An 18213-nucleotide genomic window follows, 5' to 3' on the forward strand; every position below is an offset into this window, starting at 1 on the left:
TTGATAATTGGTGCCGCAGTTTAGCGCTTCACGATGACCTTCGAACCAACAGTCACGCTGTTGTAGAGGTGGATCACGTCTTCATTTGCCAGACGGATACAGCCGGAAGAGACAGCCGAACCGATGGTCCACGGCTCAGTCGTGCCGTGAATGCGGTAGAGGGTCGAGCCGATGTACATCGCGCGAGCACCCATCGGGTTGTTCGGTCCACCCGGCATGTAAGCCGGAAGGATACGGCCTTTCGCACGTTCACGAGCACGCATCTGTGCAGGCGGGGTCCAGCTCGGCCATTCAGCCTTGCGGGTGATGCGGTGCGTACCGGCCCACTGGAAGCCATCCTTGCCAACGCCGACGCCATACTTCATGGCCTTGCCACCAGGCAGGACATGATAAAGACGGCGCTCGGAGGTATCGATGACGATCGTGCCTGCCGGGTAGGGGCCATCATATTTCACGCGCTTGCGTTTGACCGGGGACGGGCCGCCCGGGTGATATTTCGGAGTGACCCAGGTGTTCGTGCTGTGGTCAAAGTAGCCATATCGCGGAGCTGCCTGAGCGGTCAGCGCAAAAGCGCCCGCCAGAACCGCAACCATTACAAATAAAAGTTTCTTCATTCCGATCCCCCATCAGCATCGGGCTCGTGCCTCAACGATGCGATTCTCAATCAAAGTGACGTTACGAAAATGTCCTTGCCGCACTCTTAATTATTATGTCGCAAAACGGCGTTCGGGAAAATCTCACGTTGATGTGACCACCGACCATGTCCTGCGTCTGTGCTGAAATTGCAACGGATTTTTCGTGAAAAACGCGATGAAGTCGCGTTCGCTCGCTGAGATTGTGGAATTTGCCCGCCTTGTCATAAATCGTCAGCTATCTTTGATCCGGATTGGGCGATTCCGCGCCTGATGCCGAATCGTATGACCGCGATCCAAATCGCGCCAAAACGGCGCGTGGTTACTGATGTTGGTGTGTCGACAGACAAAAAAGAACCCGCGGCAAAAGCCGCGGGTCTGGTGTTTTCAGCTGAAGCCGCGTTCAGCCGAGGTTCAATTCCTTGAAGAAGTCGTTGCCCTTGTCATCAATGACGATAAAGGCCGGGAAATCCTCGACTTCGATTCTCCAGACGGCTTCCATGCCCAGTTCCTCGAACTCGACCACTTCCACCTTCTTGATACAATCCTGCGCAAGGCGAGCGGCCGGACCGCCGATGGAGCCGAGATAAAACCCGCCATGAGCCTGGCAGGCGCGGCGCACCTGAGCGGAACGGTTGCCTTTGGCCAGCATGACCATGGAACCGCCGGCTGCCTGGAACTGATCGACGTAAGCGTCCATACGTCCTGCGGTTGTCGGACCGAACGAACCTGAAGGCATTCCCTCCGGTGTCTTGGCCGGGCCAGCGTAATAGATCGGATGGTTCTTGAAATAGTCGGGCAGGGGCTCGCCGCTTTCCAGCCGGTCGCGCAGCTTGGAATGGGCAAGGTCGCGGGCAACGATCAGCGGTCCGGAAAGCGACAACCGGGTCTTGATCGGGTGTTTGGAAAGTTCGCCCAGGATTTCGGACATCGGCCGGGTCAGGTCGACTTTCACCACATTGTCGGACAGGTGGTCGTCGGTGACCTCCGGCAGGTATTTTTCCGGGTGCATCTCGAGCTGCTCCAGGTAAATCCCGTCTTTCGTGATCTTGCCGACGGCCTGCCGGTCCGCAGAGCAGGACACGGCGAGGCCGATTGGCAAGGACGCGCCGTGACGCGGCAGGCGAATGACACGCACATCGTGGCAGAAATACTTGCCGCCGAACTGGGCACCGACGCCGGTTGCCTGGGTCAGTTTGTGGATCTCGGCTTCCAGCTCAAGGTCACGGAAGGCATGTCCCAGTTCCGACCCTTGCGTCGGCAGGCCGTCAAGATAGCGGGCCGAAGCCAGTTTTGCTGTCTTGAGGTTCATTTCCGCAGACGTGCCGCCGATGACGATCGCAAGGTGATAGGGCGGGCAGGCAGCAGTTCCGAGAGTGAGGATCTTTTCCTTGAGAAATTCCACCAGCCGGTCATGGGTCAGCAGGGATGGCGTGCCCTGGAACAGGAAGGTCTTGTTGGCCGAACCGCCACCCTTGGCCATGAACAGGAACTTGTAGGCATCTTCACCTTCGGCATAGAGCTCGATCTGTGCCGGCATGTTGTTGCTCGTGTTCTTTTCCTCGAACATCGAAATCGGCGCAAGCTGGGAATACCGCAGGTTCTTTTTGAAATAGGCGTCCCGGGAACCTTCGCCGAGTGCGGCTTCGTCCGACCCGTCGGTCCAGACCCGGCGGCCCTTCTTGCCCATGATGATTGCGGTGCCCGTGTCCTGGCACATTGGCAGAACACCGTGGGAGGCGATGTTCGCGTTTTTCAGGAGGTCAAACGCAACGAATTTGTCGTTCTCGGTCGCTTCCGGATCTTCCAGGATCTTCTTCAGCTGTTCCAGGTGGCCTGGACGCAGGAAATGGTTGATGTCCTTGAAGGCCTCTTCGGCAAGAAGGCGTAGACCTTCAGCTTCGACAACCAGTACCTCTTCGCCGTTGAACTCGGCTGTCTTGACGTGGTCCGACGTCAATTTCCGATACGGGGTCTTGTCTTCTCCCTGAGGGAAAAGGGCGCTGTGCTGATAAGCTGGAGGTGTGAGCGGAGCGTTCATAGGAGGCTTTCCTGATCTGGCTGCTTCCCGTCACATCGGGAAGCGCTGGAACGTTGAGTGCTGTTCTCATACGGCAAAAAGGCTGCGGACGCCAAGTGCCGCAGCCTGATCAAATGGTCGGAGCCGGAAGTCTTGTTTGCCGAACGCGATGTCAGCGGATCGCCGTAAGATCCAGAGTAACGGTGACGATATCTCCGACCGTGTCGGTGCCGACGCCGCTGCCAAGCTGATAGTCGAGCCTGTTGACGATGGCCGTCCCCTTTGCTGTGGCGGTGTCGCCCGCGATGTCCAGGGTGAAATCCATCTCGACCGGCTGGGAAATTCCCTTGATGGAGAGCGTGCCCTGTGCCCGGTAGCTGTTGCCTTCGACAAGCTCGACAGTGTCGGACGTGAATTCGGCCGTCGGGAAGTCCCCGGCGTTGAACCAGTCCTTGCCAGGCAGGGTGCCGTCGAACTGGGCGTTGCCGGTGGTGGCGCTCATGGGTTTGATTTCAGCGCTGATCTTGGCGGTTTCAGGGGCCGCAGGATCAAAATCGATGTCTGCTTCCCAGGACGCGAAGACGCCAGTCAGCGTGCCGCCGCCCTGTTTGACTTCAAAGCCGAGCTTGCTCTTGTCCGGATCGACTTTCCAGGTGTCGGCAAACGCCGGTGCGGTGAAGGTCGTCGCCGACAGGACTGCAACGGCATATGTAAAATGCTTCAATGTCATCTGCGGATTTCCAGTTCGTGTTGTCAGCTATCGACCTTGGCGGGTGCGGTTGAAATCATGCGTTTCAACGTGGCGTCGCGGGCGATGAAGTGGTGTTTCAGCGCAGCTGCGACATGGACGACAATCAGCGCGATCAGCAGATAGGCGCCGTATTCATGCAGCAGCTTGAAGAAGGTTTCCGCCTGTTCCTGCGAACCAAGCACACCTGGAACCGGCAGATGTGGCACTGGCCAGGTGTTGAACAGGATGGTCGGAATGCCCCACGGCGAGGCCGACACCATGAACCAACCGGTCAGTGGCAGTGCAAACAGAAGCGCGTATAGACCGACATGCCCCAGATGCGCCCCGGCCTTTTCCAGCGGGTGCATGTTGTCAGGCAGTTTCGGCGAAGGATTGAGAAGGCGCCAGACAAGACGGAGCACGGCAAGCGTCAGCACCACAAAGCCGATCGATTTGTGCAACTGATAGAGCTCGAAGGTTGCCTGTTCGGTCGGGGGAAGCTGGTGCATGTAGAGGCCGAGGCCAAGCATGCCGATGATCAAGACTGCCATCGTCCAATGGAACGCAATGGCGATTCTTCCATACCCGGTTGAAGTGTTGCGCAGCATGGCGGCTCCTGGAAAACGGAGGCCGGTCTGTCCGGCCTCCGAGGGTGTTCACTTAGTTGGTCGCGTCGGACTTCAGAGCTTCGGAATGGAAGGTCACGGTAATGTCGTCACCTACATAGGGAACATACATGTCCATTCCATAGTCGGAACGCTTCAGAACTGTGGAAACGGCAAAACCGGCAGCTTCCTTCTTCGCCATCGGGTGCTCACCAAGTGCTGTGACATCAACGGTCAGGGTCACCGGCTTGGTGATGTCCTTGATGGTCAGGTCGCCGGTCACTTCCAGCTGGTTGTCACCGGTCTTTTCGACCTTGGTGCTCTTGAAGGTCGCCTTCGGGAATTTTTCAGCGTCAAAGAAGTCCGCGCTCAGGAAGTGCGCGTTGCGCTCTGCCCAGAACGTGTCGAGGCTGCCGACGTCGATCGTGAATTCGATGGAGGAATTGGCAGGCGTGTCCTTGTCGATCAGCAGCGTGCCTTCCCATTCGCCGAAACGGCCTTCGGTCGTGGAGTAGCCAAGGTGGTTATAGGAGAAAGCCAGGTTGGCGTGGGACTTGTCGAAGTCGTAGGCCACCGGTTCGGCAAGGGCGGTGCCTGCGACGAGGGAAAGGGCAAGCGCAGAAGCTGCGAGACGGATCATGATCAAACCTCATAGATGTTACCAGAAGCGTTCGCTCATGAACGCTGCAGACTGGAACATAGGAAGAAAATTGTGCGGTGCAATTTGACTGACTGTTCGTAAATGCTGAACAATAATTCAGTTGATTTCTTCACCGTTAACTGTGCGGCTTTGGAAAGATTTTCAAGCGTCAGGGGGATAGAAAGTCGACCCTGCGGTATTGGGTGAGAATCGCGATAGAATTCCGAGGCTGAAGTGAATTGTTCAGTCATTCAATTAAGGGTTGTTGCGACCGGTAAGCACCTGAAATTGCGAGGGAAGTTGCAGTGTCATCATTTCATCAAGAATTTCAGGCACCTGTTTCATCGACTTCCCTCTAGAGTGGCCGTTTGCCAGCCCTATCCAAGCTCCGGATATCACTCTGGAGACACAGGAGACCTAACCGTGAAACAAGCCGTCGTTGTGTGCCACCGTGGAGCCAGCCTTCAGGCTCCGGAAAACACGATTGCCTCGCTCGAGGGAGCAATTGCGCTTGGCGCCGAGGTTGTCGAGTTGGATGTTCGGCCGTCCAGGGATGGCATCCTTTACGTGATGCACGATGCAACCGTTGACCGAACGACGGATGGAAGTGGCCGAATTTCGGATATGACTTCCGACGAAATTGACCATCTTGATGCAGGGAACTGGTTCAAGGAGACCTTCAAGGGCGAGCGAGTTCCAAGGCTCGACGCGTTTCTGGATACCTGCAAGGGCCGTATTGGCACCTATGTTGAGATCAAGGAAGGCGATCCCGCGGAAATTCGCGACATGCTGGCAGTCCGCGGCATGCTGAGCGACGCCTGGACGTTTTCGTTCGATCAGGCAATCCGCGCTGAAGCTCGTGCGAAGGTACCGGACCTGCGACGCATGGTTCTTTACGCTCACGTTGGTTCGGTCGAGCGCGCCGTTGCCCAGGGTGCGCATATCCTGGAATTCCATGAAGATGACCTGGAAGAGAACCTCATAAACGAGGCAAAGCAGGCCGGATTGATTACGCAGATGTTCTACGCCGGGTCTGAACGAGCCGTTTTCGAGAAAGCCGTGCGCTGCGGCGTCGAGCAAATGAACATCGACCAGGTCGAAATTTTCAAGTCCGTGGAAAAAGAGCTTTTGGCAACAGTCTGACGCTCCAGCGTGATGCAAATTGCACTCCGACGGAAATCATTGACTGGCGTGGCCGGGAACCTACGGGTTCCTGGCCGATTTGTTTTGGATTGATTGAAAAAATATTTTGAGCGTCATACGCCATTGCGATCAGGGGTCGCAGGTATCTATGATTGTGATTTTTCTTTAGTAATCCAAAAATACAATCTTAAATAGTTTTAATATTAAAATTTTATCTAATATGGGAAAAAGTTGGAAACGTTAGATGATAGAACAATTTTTACTAAAAGAATGAAATAAAAAGGTTTCCCATTATAATTCAAGTCTTGTTAACGGGGGCGGAATAGCTTGCCGAGCTTCTGAAGCCGGGCCAAGAGAGGGCTCCCATGTCCAACAAAATAAACGTCAATCGCTCAGGTCAGGCCAGTTGCATGGCAGCAAAAGCTGATGACGTTGGACAGTTCTGGGATCGCCGGATGCGGTTGGCAGCGTCGCTTCTGCTGGCTGCCCTTATGGCCTTCTGGTTTTCTCAACAGGCATTGTCGCAAGACGTGGAAACGGGTGGCACGCCGTGGCACTGGTCGGTCGAACGCGTCAGCGGCCGGGTCATGGTGCAAACGCGAACTGGCGAGACCTTTGCTGTCAAGCGTGGCATGACGGTGCGCAAGGGATGGAAGATCAAGACCGGCGGTGGGCGTGTAGTCATCAATCGGGGTGAAGAAACATTCGTTGTTTCTCCAAATTCTGTTGTGACGCTTGAGCCGAAGGGCGTCCTGATCAAGCGAATGGTCGTCTACCAGGACCGTGGTCAGGTAGATGTGGACGTAAAGCGCCGGTGGTATCGGCATTTCAAGGTGGAAACCCCTTTCCTTGCCGCTGTTGTCAAAGGAACTCAGTTCAGGGTTAAGGTTGGCAACAGGACTGCGTCGGTCAATGTGGGGCGGGGCGTTGTCGGTGTTCATGATTTTGCATCCGGAGATCGTGCCGACGTGGGCGCCGGTCAGGCGGCCGCAACTAACCCTTCGCGCCGCGTCGGTCTATCCGTCAGTGGGAAGAACAAGCCTGAAGTGCGTTCTGGCCCCAAACGGGCCCCTTCATTCGAAACGCGCGTAGTGAAAAACGTGCCAGCTACCAAAGCTGAAGCAAGAGCTGCCAATGGCGGCAACCGGGGCAATGCTGGAAATTCCCGCTCGGGGAACAACGGCAATGGCAACTCCGGTGGCAATGGCAACGGAAATTCCGGTGGCAACGGCAATGGCAACTCCGGCGGCAACGGGAATGGCAATTCCGGCGGCAACGGCAATGGCAACTCCGGCAGCAACGGGAATGGCAATTCCGGCGGCAACGGGAATGGCAATTCCGGCGGCAACGGGAATGGCAATTCCGGCGGCAACGGCAATGGCAACTCCGGCAGCAACGGGAATGGCAAGGGTCGGTAACGCCACTCCGTCTGCGAAAAGGCATCGCCCGGGATATTAAGTCTCGCTGCTGCTGAAGGCGTTCCAGGAATATGACGACAAGCAATCCGTATTGCCGGACGCAAGTCGTGGAGGTCGGGCTGGGTAACTCCGTATGTTACGGAAGATTACCTAGCTCCTTTCTGTTTTGAAGTAGTCGTTTATCGCAACTAGTGACGAGCATAGGCAATATTTTCCGCCTGTCTTCACGTTGGGTTAAACGCTGAAATGCTACACAGGATGTGTAGAGCTCAATAAACCTGTCCGTGGGTTCTGCGCACGGCATTGACATTCAGTCGTAACGTGTTGAAGAGCAAGATGAAAAAAGACGCTATGTATTCAGTTGAGCGGAAAGCAGGATCACTTCTGCGGGTCCTCTTGCTTGCAGCTCTGGTCCTGTTTCCTGCTGCTGCGAATGCTTCGGACTGGGTCGTCAAACGTGTGTCCGGCATCGTTTATTTCGTTGCGCCTGGCGTGGAAGCATTCCGTGTCAAAAAGGGCATGGTGTTTGAAAAAGGCTACACCATCGGAACCAGGGCAGGTGCCCGCGCTCTCATAGGCAGAGGCGGCGAAACCATCGCCGTTGGGCCAAACACCACCTTTGCCATGTCATCATTCCGCAGCAATGGAACAAAGACCACGCTGCTGCAGAGAAAGGGGACGATCGAGGTCGATGTTGAAAAACGGCAGCAGCCGCATTTCACCGTCGAAACCCCGTTCTTTGCCGCTGTGGTCAAAGGTACGCGATTTGAGGTCAATGTGCAGGGCAAGCAGGCACGCGTTTCCGTCGAACGTGGCGTCGTCGCTGTGGAAGATTTTGCTTCCGGCGACAGGGTGAACCTGACAGCCGGTCAGGCTGCTGCCAGTGCACCGTCGAACCGGGTTGGCCTGTCTGTAAGCGGTCGCACCAAACCGACCGTAAAATCTGGAGCCAAGCGCGCGCCTGCATTCGAAACGCCGGCCGTGAAAAACGTGCCATCAAATGCAGCAGAAGCGAAATCGGCGAACTCGAACGGGAATGCCGGCAAAGGTAACAACAATTCCGGCGGCAATGGCAACGGAAATTCCGGTGGAAACGGTAACGGGAATTCTGGCGGAACCGGTAACGGCAATTCCGGTGGCAATGGCAACGGGAATTCCGGTGGCAACGGAAATGGCAATTCCGGAAGCGGTAACAACAACGCAGGCGGAAACGGTAACGGCAATTCCGGTGGTAACGGCAACGGGAATTCCGGTGGCAATGGAAATGGCAATTCCGGGAGCGGAAACAACAATGCCGGCGGGAACGGCAAAGGCAATTCCGGAAACGGAAACGGAAAAAACAAGAATTGACGGTAATCAGGATGCCGCAGGTGCGAGGCTATGCCACTGACACCTGAAGTGCGGACTGAGAAAGTGGGCGGTGGGTGTGCTGATCGGAAGCTCTGAACAGCGGAAACGGATAGCGAGCGCGGTCTTGATCGTGGTCGGCGTGATCGCCGCTGTGGCTGTTCTGCGCACGGTTGCCCTGACCACGGCGTTCGACCGGTTTCTATGGGAGTTTCGTTTCCACACGATCGAAAGACCGGTCTCCGGCGACATCGTGGTCGTGGATATCGATGCCAGAAGCCTGAATGAACTCGGCGTATGGCCATTGCCGCGCCGTCTTTATGCCGACCTGACAGATCATCTGGCTGAAGCGGGCGCCCGCGACATCGTATTCGACATCGATTTCAGCTCAGCTTCCAATCCTGAAGATGACACGCTGTTTGCAGCCGCGATCGAGCGCGCCGGTAACGTCAGCCTTGCCGTGTTTCGGCAAGCTGCTTCGGCTGAACAGCACGCTGGGGAAGTCGTCAACCAGCCGATCGAACAGTTTCTGAATGTAGCCTGGCCGGTCGTCGTCATGGTTCCGATGGAAACCGACAGCCGCATCTGGCGAAATCTGTACGGTTTCGAAATCAATGGGAATTCGGAGATCTCTGCCGCGACTCTCCTGGGTGAGTACACCGGAGACGCAGCCGGAAGTTTCGGCATTGATTACAGTATCTCACTGGAACAGATTGAGCGGGTATCGCTTGTTGATGTCCTGAACAAGTCAGCGGCCCCAGGTCTGTTTCTGGACAAGAAGGTGATCGTCGGTGCAAGTGCGCAGGAGCTTCGCGACCTGTTTCCTGTTCCCGTCTACGATGTCTTGCCGGGAAGTGTAATCCAGGCTCTCGGCGCCGAAACGCTGTTGCAGAACAGGGCCATGGAAGTCAGGGGTGAGGGGATTGCGGTCCTGTGGGCTCTCCTTGTTTTCTTCGCTCTGCTTCTGACGAAAATCGAAGGCTGGTCCCTCAAGATCAGCATTCTGGCACTCTGTGCGATCATGTTTGAAATTGGTGCCATTGCCATCCAGAAGTCGGCTCCCGTTCTTGTGCCGACCGCAAGTTCGCATCTCATTCTGCTTTTGGCAGCCGCAAGCATCGTCCTGCGGGAACTGGGCTTTCACAAGTTCCTCTCGCACATCGCCAACGTCAGACGCCGCAACAGCGAGCGTATGCTCGGTCTTGTCTTCGACGACAGCTTTGATGCAATCGTCGTCCTTCAGAATGACGGTCGTGTCTCCGCTGCAAGCCAAATGGCCCGCTCGTTGTTCCAAAGCGATGCTCTTGTCGGTAAGCCTGCCAGGAATGTACTGCCGCTGGAGCTGGTTGAAGAAGCATTGTCAGTTCTTGCCGACCCCGGAAACCGTCAGCCAGTGGCCAAGATCCTGGACATGCGCCTGGATGACGGAAGACGCCGGTTTATCGAATATGTCGTCACGCGCTCGGAGCGCACGGTCGCGAAATCGAAGAAACTGCGCGATATGGAAATCGAAGCGGTCGCCTGTCTGACATGTCGGGATGTGACGGAAGAAAAGGAATCCGCGGAACGCCTTGCTTATCTCGCACGGTTCGATCCAAGCACCGGGCTTTTCAACCGGAACGGTTTTGAAGAAGAAGTTGCCGCAACGCTTAAGCTGGCTCGCGGCACGGGCCAGGAAGTGTGTCTGGTTCAGTTCGCGATCGCCAATTTCGATCAGATCGTTGCTTCGCTCGGATTTTCCTACGGTGACCAGCTTCGTGAAACGGTCGCAATGCGTCTGAAAAGCCATCTTTCCGCTCGCACGACATGGGCAGCCATCACAGCAGATGTTTTTGCAGGCGTATTTCGCTGTGAGCCGGATCAGGATCTGGCGCTGATCGAGTCACTTCAGGAAGTGATCGGCGAGGACTACAAGATCGAAGGCGCCAGGATCTCGGTGCAGCTCAAGTTCGGGTACATCGTTTCCAGTGGGGACATGACACCCGAGCATCTTTTGAAGAAATCCGGCAATGCCCTTGCCAAAGTCCGGCGAAACAACCGGTCGCCGGTCCTGCGTTTTCTGCCGGAGATGGACGCAGCACTGCAGCGCCGGCGCCAACTGGAGACGGAACTCTTCAAGGCAATCGTTCGAGACGAGCTGCACATGGTCTATCAGCCACTCACCAACCTGGCCGACCGGTCGATCTTCGGTGTTGAAGCCTTGCTGCGATGGGACCATCGGGAACTGGGACCGATCTCGCCCGCCGAGTTCGTCCCGATTGCAGAGGAGAACGGTTATATCGTGGAATTGGGCGCATGGGCACTGAACAGGGGAATGAAGGAAGCGCTGACCTGGTCGAGCCACCTCCGTCTGTCCATCAATGTGTCGGCCATACAGTTCAGTCGCGGCAATCTTGTTGCCACTGTCGGCGAGGCACTGCAAAGAACGGGCTTTCCTTCGGACCTACTGGATCTGGAAATCACGGAATCCCTGTTCATCGATGAAACGCTCGACCTGAAGTTTGCCATGGAAGAAATGCGGGCATTTGGCTGCAACTTCTCACTGGACGACTTCGGGACCGGCTATTCTTCACTCGGCTACCTGCCCAAGTATCCGTTCTCGAAGATCAAGCTCGACAAGACATTTGTTCGCCAGTCGATCGCCAGCAAACAGGACATCTCCGTGATCGAGGCAGTGCTGCATATGGCGAAGGGCTATGGAATGTCCGTCATCGTCGAGGGCATCGAAACCGGTGAACAGGCAGAGCGGCTTCGCGAACTGGGCTGCAAGTACGGTCAGGGCTACCTTTTCGGGCGCCCCATGAGTTCCGCCAATCTCCAGTCGACACTGCTCAACGCAGCGTAATGCGTCCCGGCGTTGGGCCGGGACGCAAGGCAATTACATGCCGAGGCCGCCGATGCAGCTGTATTTCACGTTCAGATAATCGTCCAGGCCGTACTTCGAGCCTTCGTTGCCCATGCCGCTGTCCTTGACACCGCCAAAGGGGGCAACCTCTGTCGTGATGACGCCTTCGTTGACCCCGACAAGACCGTACTGAAGCTGTTCCATGACGCGGAAAGTGCGGCCAAGATCCTTGGTATAGAAGTAGCAGGCGAGGCCGAATTCGGTGTCATTGGCAAGTCGCACCGCTTCTTCTTCAGTGTCGAACTTGAACAGAACGGCAAGCGGGCCAAAGGTTTCTTCGCGCGCCACTTTCATATCGGACGTCGCCTTGGTGATCAGTGTCGGCTCGAAAAACGTTCCCGGGCCGTTGGGGCGGTGTCCGCCAGCAATCAGTTCACCACCCTTGGACAGCGCATCCTGCACGTGATCGGCGACCTTTTCGACCGCAGCTTCGTTGATCAGCGGGCCTTGGGTCGTTCCGGCTTCAAGACCGTTGCCGACCTTCAGCTGCGCCGCCATCGCGTCCTTCAGCTTCTGGGCAAAAGCGTCGTAGACGCCTGCCTGCACATAGAGCCTGTTGGCACAGACACAGGTCTGCCCGGAGTTGCGGAACTTGCTGGCAATTGCTCCTTCGACGGCCTTGTCGAGGTCGGCATCGTCGAAAACGATAAAGGGCGCGTTGCCGCCGAGCTCCATGGAGATCTTCTTCATGTTGCGGCCTGCATTCCCGGCCAGCAGCTTGCCGACACGGGTTGAACCGGTGAACGTCAGTTTCCGCAGGACGGGGTTCTCGCACATCTCCTCGCCAATCGCCGGAGCGTCACCTGTGATGATGTTGATCACGCCCTTGGGAAGACCGGACTTTTCCGCCATCACGCCGTAGACCAGCGCTGAATAAGGGGTGAATTCGGCAGGCTTCATCACCATTGTGCAGCCGGAGGCCAGGGCTGCGCCAAGCTTGCGGGCAATCATCGAATTCGGAAAATTCCAGGGAGTGATCGAGCCGACGACCCCGACAGGTTCCTTGGTCACCAGAATGCGGCGGTCTGCCCAGGGCGAGGGGATGGTGTCGCCATAAACCCGTTTGCCTTCCTCGGCAAAGAAACGGATGTATTTCACACCAAGCGCAATTTCGCCTTTGGCTTCTGCAAGCGGCTTGCCCATTTCCGTGGTCAGGAGGGCGGCCAGGTCGTCCAGGTCGGCCATGATGGCATCGCAGAGAGCGTGCATATGATTGGCCCGCGCCTCGGCCGTCAACGCTTTCCAGGCGGGAAGCGCGGCCTCGGCAGCCGCAATCGCCCTTGCGGTTTCAGGACGCCCGCAAAAGGGAACGGTTCCGATTGTCTCTCCGGTCGCAGGGTTGGTTACGGCGACGGTCTGTCCGCTGTCCGCGTCGCTCCATGCTCCGCCGATAAACACTTTTTCCTTCAAGAGTGCAGCATTCAATGACATGGGTAGTTTCCTGAACCGTGAGAGGGGCAGACGCTGGTGGTCTGACGGATCGCCCGGCAGTGAGTGCATTCTGACGAACGCGAGGAGCGGAGCCAGAAAGGCTGGAGGGTCCAGCTTTCGGGCCTTCGCTCGATTCCGGCCAGGAAATCGTTGACCTAGAGATAGGGGGGAGGCGCGAGGTCTGGCAAGCGCTTTTCCCGGCCAAGCGTACTGTGCCGGAAAATAGTAGGCAGACAAACAAGCAGTCAGGCCACCGTCTGGCGACCCAAGAGGGGCGGGGATGCGGCTGATGCACTTAACGCCGGCGCCGAAGGACACCAGTCCCATTGCTTTGCAGAATTTTGAGCCAAGCAAATCACACGTTTGAAAACGGCCACCTTTTTATTGGCGGCCGTTACAAGAAGATTGGTCATTCAGCGAAATGGATCAGCCTTCAAGACGATCCTGTAGCGTGGCAATCTCGTCGGCAAGTGCCTGAGCCTGGCGTTGAACCCTGTCGAGGGCAACACGCATGCTGTCGAGATCGGAGGTCGTGCTGCTTTCCGAAACCGGCGGTGTCCCCCGGCCAACCAGCAGCCACGTCGGGCTTACATTCAAGATACCGGCAAGCAAAACGAGTTTGTTGGAACGTGGCTCGGACCGGTCACTTTCCCAGCTCTGCAGGGTGGATGTCTTGATGCCCAGCCGACGTGCAAGCTGGGCGGTCGAAAGATTGGAGGCATCGCGCGCCTTGCAGATCCGTTCACCCAGAGTGTAGTCACTGCTGTTCACCGACATGATTGCACCCCCGTCATTCACGGCTGTCTCCGTCACCGAAAAAACGGTTTCCTCCGGATGGGACGGAGTATTTCTCATAAATTGTTTGGTCATGGCGGGCACACTCGCACGAGACACGAGTGCACCGCAACCGTTGGCGGGCAATTTGTCGCAATCGCGGTTTCCAGCGGCGGCTACACGCTTCGCCCCTGTCAGATTTGCCGGGAACGGGAGTGGGCTCAATACTCGCGTTCAAAAAAGATACCGGCCTTAGAAGATCCGTCCGCACCGACTTCACCACGGACCTTCAGTCCGCGGTCCAGGTCAATGTCGACCTTCACCCGGCTGGAACCGGTACCCGTGCCTTGTTCAACGCCGACGTAGATGTTGTCATTGATGTATTTGCCGACAGCGACCGAAGGGCCGTTGTCCCCGTCCGTGTTGATGTCGATGGCATCCAGACCCAGAGACTTCCGGATCGTGGCAAGCGGTCCGTTGTCGCTGCCCCCGGTGAGCGTGGCTATGGCCGCCGCAAGCCGTGCCACCTGTGTGGGCGACAGGTTGCCGACGCTTTTGCCGAACAGAAGCAGTGCCAGAACTTCATCTTGCGGAAGTTCGGGGGACGAGGAGAACGCGATCTGGGGATCGTCTGCCTCGCCGCTCACGGTAACGGTGATGGTGGTGTCGCTCACGACTGTCGTTGCCGCAAAGTCGAGGACTGGTGTCAGTGAGCCCTCGAAAGTGGCGTTGCCGCGAGAGAAGATCAGGCGGCGTGTGAGAATGTCGAGCTGGCCACGCTTCAGTCCGAAAGCACCGATTGCCTGCGGCGAGGCCGTTGTGCCGACGATCTTGAGATTGCCCTGTAGTTCCGCATCAAGACCACGACCGCGAATGAAGATCCGTCCCGGTGCGGACAGGACGATGTCCAGACGCGGCGGGAAGGTCTTTTGCTGGGTCTGTGTTTGGGAGACTTCGCCACCAAGTTCTGCAACCTGCTGCTGGATCGCCTTGGAAGCATTGATATGCCGAACATCAACGGGAGGTATCGCACCGGGCAGATACTCGGGAATTGAGACGTCCGCCTTGTTGATCGATACCTGACCGCTGATAAGAGCAGATGCGCTGGTAGAAGCAAGCGGACCGGAAACCTTGAGATCCGCATCCACTTCCGCAGTCACCAGGCCAGGATCGACGTAGCGCCCATTGTCCAGTTTCAGGCTGAGATCCGCCGGAAATCCGTCCTTCATGCCAACAGTGCCTGACGCAGACATGGAGCCGCCCGTCGCAAGGTCACCGGCAATGCCGTTCAGCGACGCTTCGTTCTGGCTGACCGAAGCCGTGCCGCGAATGTTCTGAACAGTGATACCTGTCGACAGGCTGGTGATCTTCAAACCGTTGGGCGTGGCGGTGATCTGGTAAGTGGGGGCTGCCGCCGAACCGCCGACATTGCCGCTCAGGGCGATTGTACCTTCACCGCGCAAACCTGCCTCGATCATGGGGCGTCTGAGCGCCGCAGTCGGCACGTTGCCATTCAGGGTAAGAGCAATCGGATTGGGTTTCTGCAGCCCGACCGTTCCCGCAGCCGTGAGGTTCAGTCCATTCGGATCGCTGACCTTGGTCGTCTGGTCGATCCGGTTGTCCTTCAATGTGCCTGAGGTCGACAGACTGAGCGCGGCCAGACCGTTGTTTCGCAATTCGTTAGCCGTCAGACCTGTTCCGGAGATCGACCAGGTCGCCTCTGGAGCCGATGAGCTACCTGTGGCAGACACTTTCCCGGAAAGAGCACCGCCGAGACCAAGCGAGGGGACAAAGGCGTTGGCAAGATTGAGCGGAATGGATGTCAGGTTGGCGTTCAGGTCAAGCGTCTCGCCGGCCTTGCCGGACACCGCAAGCGAGCCATTGCCAAGCTGAAGCTCCAGTGGTTCGATCGTCGCTTCACCGGCCGCATAGGAAATGGTCGTCGGCTGCTTCAACTGGCTGGCGATACCCTGATATCGCATGGCAAGCTCGGACAGGGCGACGACGTAGGAGCCAGCTTCCGGTTCGTTCACCTGCGCTGCAAGCGTCACGCCATCCTTGCCGTTCTTGTCCAGCTTGACGTCCGCCGTGATTGCGGTGCCGCCGTTTTGAGGCTGGGCCTGAAGGCTGACCGCATGAACCGGTGTCGCATCTGTCAGGATGTCTGAAAGCTGAATGTCCGCAGTAACGGTCTCCGGCTCGTAAGGGGCAGTAAGATTGGCCTTGAGCTTCACGCTGCCGAGACTGACTGCGGGCACGCTGATATCGCTTCCGGAAACGTCGAGTGCGAGTTGCCGCGTTTCCGGATTGGCTGTCACTGTGCCTTGAACACGTCCGGCGATTTCCGTCAGAAGGAGAGGAGAGAGCGAGGCAAGGTCCGGAGCATCGATGTTCAACGTGCCCTTGAGCGTTTCAACAGGCTTGTCGAGATCTGCCAGAGAAAGTTCACCGGTCACGGTGTTGCCGGCCAGTTTGACGGAAAGCGGGCTGACACTTGCCCCACCGTCCTTGCTGGTGAGCTCGACATCAACGGCAATGGGTTGGCCGTTCAGGCTGGCACTGCTGGTAATCTTGGCTGTAGGCGCGGCTGGGTTGGCCGTTGCCTCTGCAGAAAGTTTCAAGTCATCCAGAGGTGTGCCTGCAAGCATGATCTGCTTTGAAGAGGCGACCGCCTGCACTTCAAGCGCGTCGATCGGACCTTCCGTGCTCGCTTCGAGTTCTACCGAGCCAGCAAGTTGCGGATCGACCTTTGCGAGATCGGCAAGGCTGGTCGTCAGGCTGGAACTGAGTTCGTTCTGCCGGTAACGGGCATTCCCTTTCGCATCCAGCGCCTTGTTCGAAACAGCGAGACTGGTGACGGAAATATCGTCCACGCCTTGAAGATCGACGGACACGTCGATGCGTGTTTCACCTTCAAGAAGCGCGTCGGCCTGAGGAATTGCCGTCCCGACATCCCTGGTGACGAGAGCGCTGGTGATCGTGCCCGACAGTTGGCTTGGATCAAGATCCAGCGAAAATGTTCCGTTCAAAGCACCGGCCAGATCACGGCCTGCCAGGCCCGACAGACGGGAAAGGTCGGCGAGCGAAAGCCTGCCCGATCCATTGACAGCGTCGGCTGACAGGTTCGTGTCCGACAGAGCGAGCGAGGCGACAGCGGTTGAAAGGGTCAGATCCTTGATCTCGGCCGATTGGGTTGCGCCGTTCACGGCGCCCGTAGCCTTCAATTCAAGCGAACCGGTCAAAGGCTCTGTTTGCGGGGTAATGCCTTCCAGCCTGTCAATGGCGAGCGACAACGAGAAGGGTGACGTCAGCATTCCTTCGGAGAGATCTGCTCCATTTCCGAAGGACGACAGCGTGATGGCTCCAGTCCTGGCTTCCGTTGTCTGCAGTGACTTCAGGTCAATCTTGGTTTGCCAGTCGACCGCGGAGCGTTGTCCGGAAACACGTACCGTTCCGGTCAACGGACCGAAGGCAATGCGCCTCTCGCCAAGGTCGAGCGCAATCAGCGCGTCATTCCCGGCACTTACGGCAAGATCCGCCGTGGCATTGACAGCATCGTCCTCAAGATCGGCCTTTGCTTCCAGAGAAAGCGTTTGTGTTTTCAAGGTCAGTTTGGCCGAAAGAGGGGCGAACTCCGTAGAGAACCTGGCAGCTCCTTTGGCATTTGTCGTTCCGAGCAGAAAGGCTTGTGCCGCGGGAGGTGCAAGCGGCGCGAGATCGCCGTCCAGATCGAAGGCCAGATGCCGTTCAGATGCATTTTCCTCGATTTTTGCCGAACCGGTGACGGTGGTCCTGCCATCGAGAGCCACACTCAGGTTGGCTGCCCAGTCGGTCAGGGGACCATCACCTTTGAGCGACAGATCCAGCGCGGGCAGGTCGGGAACTTCAAGAAGCCGTGCGGCAAGGCCCCCACGCGGTTCGGACACTTCAATATCGAAGGCAAGCGTTTCGGCGGCGGGTTCAAACTGTGCCTTGGCCACAAGACCGGCTTCTATGCCGTCGATCCGGTGCAGGTCGAGATCGGCAGTGACAAGTGCCGGGTCGAGCGCGAAAGAGCCTGATCCTGCGGCCGTCAGGGAGACAGGTACTCCCAGCAGGGGAGCACCAAGGTTGATTTCGTCAAGGCCCAGACGTTCGAGAGTGACGTTAAATGGTAGCGATACACCACCCGATGAGCTGCTCTCCTCGGTCACAGCCACCTCTTCTGCCGGTGGCTGGACAGGTGTTCTTTCCAGATCTATCCGGGATGCGGTGAGAGAAGAAATATCGAGATTGCCGGCAAGGAGCCGCATGGGATGCCAGTCGGCGGCAATGTTCTCGACGTTCAGCCAGGTTCCTTCCTTGTCGGCCAGGGAGACCTTGCCGACTTCAGCCTTCAGCCCAAAGCTGATGTACAAATCTTCGATCGTGATGGTCTGATTGTCGGACGAGGCAAGAGTGCTGACGACGCTGGACATAAAGGTGCGGCCCGCCGGCACTTGCAGGGCACAAATGGCGAGGACGGGAACAGCAATCGCAACAGCGATCAGGAATCCGAAGATTCGCAAGGAAAGTTTCAGAAAACGCAT

General features: G+C 57.2%; 12 protein-coding genes and 1 pseudogene. 4 read left to right on the forward strand and 9 right to left on the reverse strand.

Translation table 11 applies throughout. The annotated features are described in order from the left end of the window. Nucleotides 1–20: 20 nt before the first annotated feature. From J7447_RS06770 to J7447_RS06790, 5 genes are all read right to left on the reverse strand, one after another. Complete coding sequence (locus J7447_RS06770) at nucleotides 21–614, reverse strand: L,D-transpeptidase (protein ID WP_031268808.1); 594 nt, start codon at nucleotides 612–614, stop codon at nucleotides 21–23. 421 nt (nucleotides 615–1035) lie between these two features. Beyond that, nucleotides 1036–2673 carry a fumarate hydratase gene (locus tag J7447_RS06775; protein ID WP_055653891.1) on the reverse strand — a complete coding sequence of 546 codons (1638 nt, stop codon included), beginning with the start codon at nucleotides 2671–2673 and terminating at the stop codon, nucleotides 1036–1038. A 151-nt stretch (nucleotides 2674–2824) separates the two neighbouring features. Continuing rightward, nucleotides 2825–3382 carry a YceI family protein gene (locus tag J7447_RS06780; protein ID WP_022999453.1) on the reverse strand — a complete coding sequence of 186 codons (558 nt, stop codon included), beginning with the start codon at nucleotides 3380–3382 and terminating at the stop codon, nucleotides 2825–2827. Nucleotides 3383–3405: 23 nt separating this feature from the next. Further along, nucleotides 3406–3990 (reverse strand): cytochrome b, encoded by a 585-nt coding sequence (locus J7447_RS06785; protein ID WP_209169136.1) that lies wholly within the window; start codon nucleotides 3988–3990, stop codon nucleotides 3406–3408. Nucleotides 3991–4042: 52 nt separating this feature from the next. Further along, complete coding sequence (locus J7447_RS06790) at nucleotides 4043–4627, reverse strand: YceI family protein (RefSeq protein ID WP_022999451.1); 585 nt, start codon at nucleotides 4625–4627, stop codon at nucleotides 4043–4045. 423 nt (nucleotides 4628–5050) lie between these two features. Between J7447_RS06790 and J7447_RS06795 the strand changes: the two genes are divergently transcribed. After that, nucleotides 5051–5770 carry a glycerophosphodiester phosphodiesterase family protein gene (locus J7447_RS06795; protein WP_209169137.1) on the forward strand — a complete coding sequence of 240 codons (720 nt, stop codon included), beginning with the start codon at nucleotides 5051–5053 and terminating at the stop codon, nucleotides 5768–5770. Nucleotides 5771–6402: 632 nt separating this feature from the next. Beyond that, nucleotides 6403–6642: pseudogene (locus tag J7447_RS31505) on the forward strand (hypothetical protein); the annotation flags it as partial. 201 nt (nucleotides 6643–6843) lie between these two features. Here the strand turns inward: J7447_RS31505 and J7447_RS31510 are convergent. After that, complete coding sequence (locus tag J7447_RS31510; protein WP_353653761.1) at nucleotides 6844–7194, reverse strand: hypothetical protein; 351 nt, start codon at nucleotides 7192–7194, stop codon at nucleotides 6844–6846. A gap of 330 nt (nucleotides 7195–7524) precedes the next feature. Here J7447_RS31510 and J7447_RS06805 point away from each other — a divergent pair, with 330 nt between their 5' ends. Continuing rightward, entirely contained in the window at nucleotides 7525–8538 is a 1014-nt protein-coding gene (locus J7447_RS06805; protein ID WP_209169139.1) for a FecR family protein, read from the forward strand. Between the two features lie 76 nt (nucleotides 8539–8614). Beyond that, entirely contained in the window at nucleotides 8615–11380 is a 2766-nt protein-coding gene (locus J7447_RS06810) for an EAL domain-containing protein (protein ID WP_209169140.1), read from the forward strand. A 33-nt stretch (nucleotides 11381–11413) separates the two neighbouring features. On the opposite strand, the gene J7447_RS06815 is transcribed toward J7447_RS06810, so the two are convergent. The 3 genes from J7447_RS06815 to J7447_RS06825 form a co-directional block, all read right to left on the reverse strand. Beyond that, nucleotides 11414–12871: an NAD-dependent succinate-semialdehyde dehydrogenase gene (locus J7447_RS06815; protein WP_209169141.1), complete on the reverse strand. Its 1458-nt coding sequence runs from the start codon at nucleotides 12869–12871 to the stop codon at nucleotides 11414–11416. Nucleotides 12872–13297: 426 nt separating this feature from the next. Then, entirely contained in the window at nucleotides 13298–13669 is a 372-nt protein-coding gene (locus J7447_RS06820; RefSeq protein WP_228148044.1) for a helix-turn-helix domain-containing protein, read from the reverse strand. A 197-nt stretch (nucleotides 13670–13866) separates the two neighbouring features. Beyond that, the gene (locus tag J7447_RS06825; protein ID WP_209169142.1) at nucleotides 13867–18213 is read right to left on the reverse strand and encodes a translocation/assembly module TamB domain-containing protein; all 4347 of its coding nucleotides are present in this window, start codon (nucleotides 18211–18213) and stop codon (nucleotides 13867–13869) included.

Source organism: Labrenzia sp. R5_0, assembly GCF_017743835.1.
GTDB classification, from domain to species: Bacteria; Pseudomonadota; Alphaproteobacteria; order Rhizobiales; family Stappiaceae; genus Roseibium; species Roseibium algicola.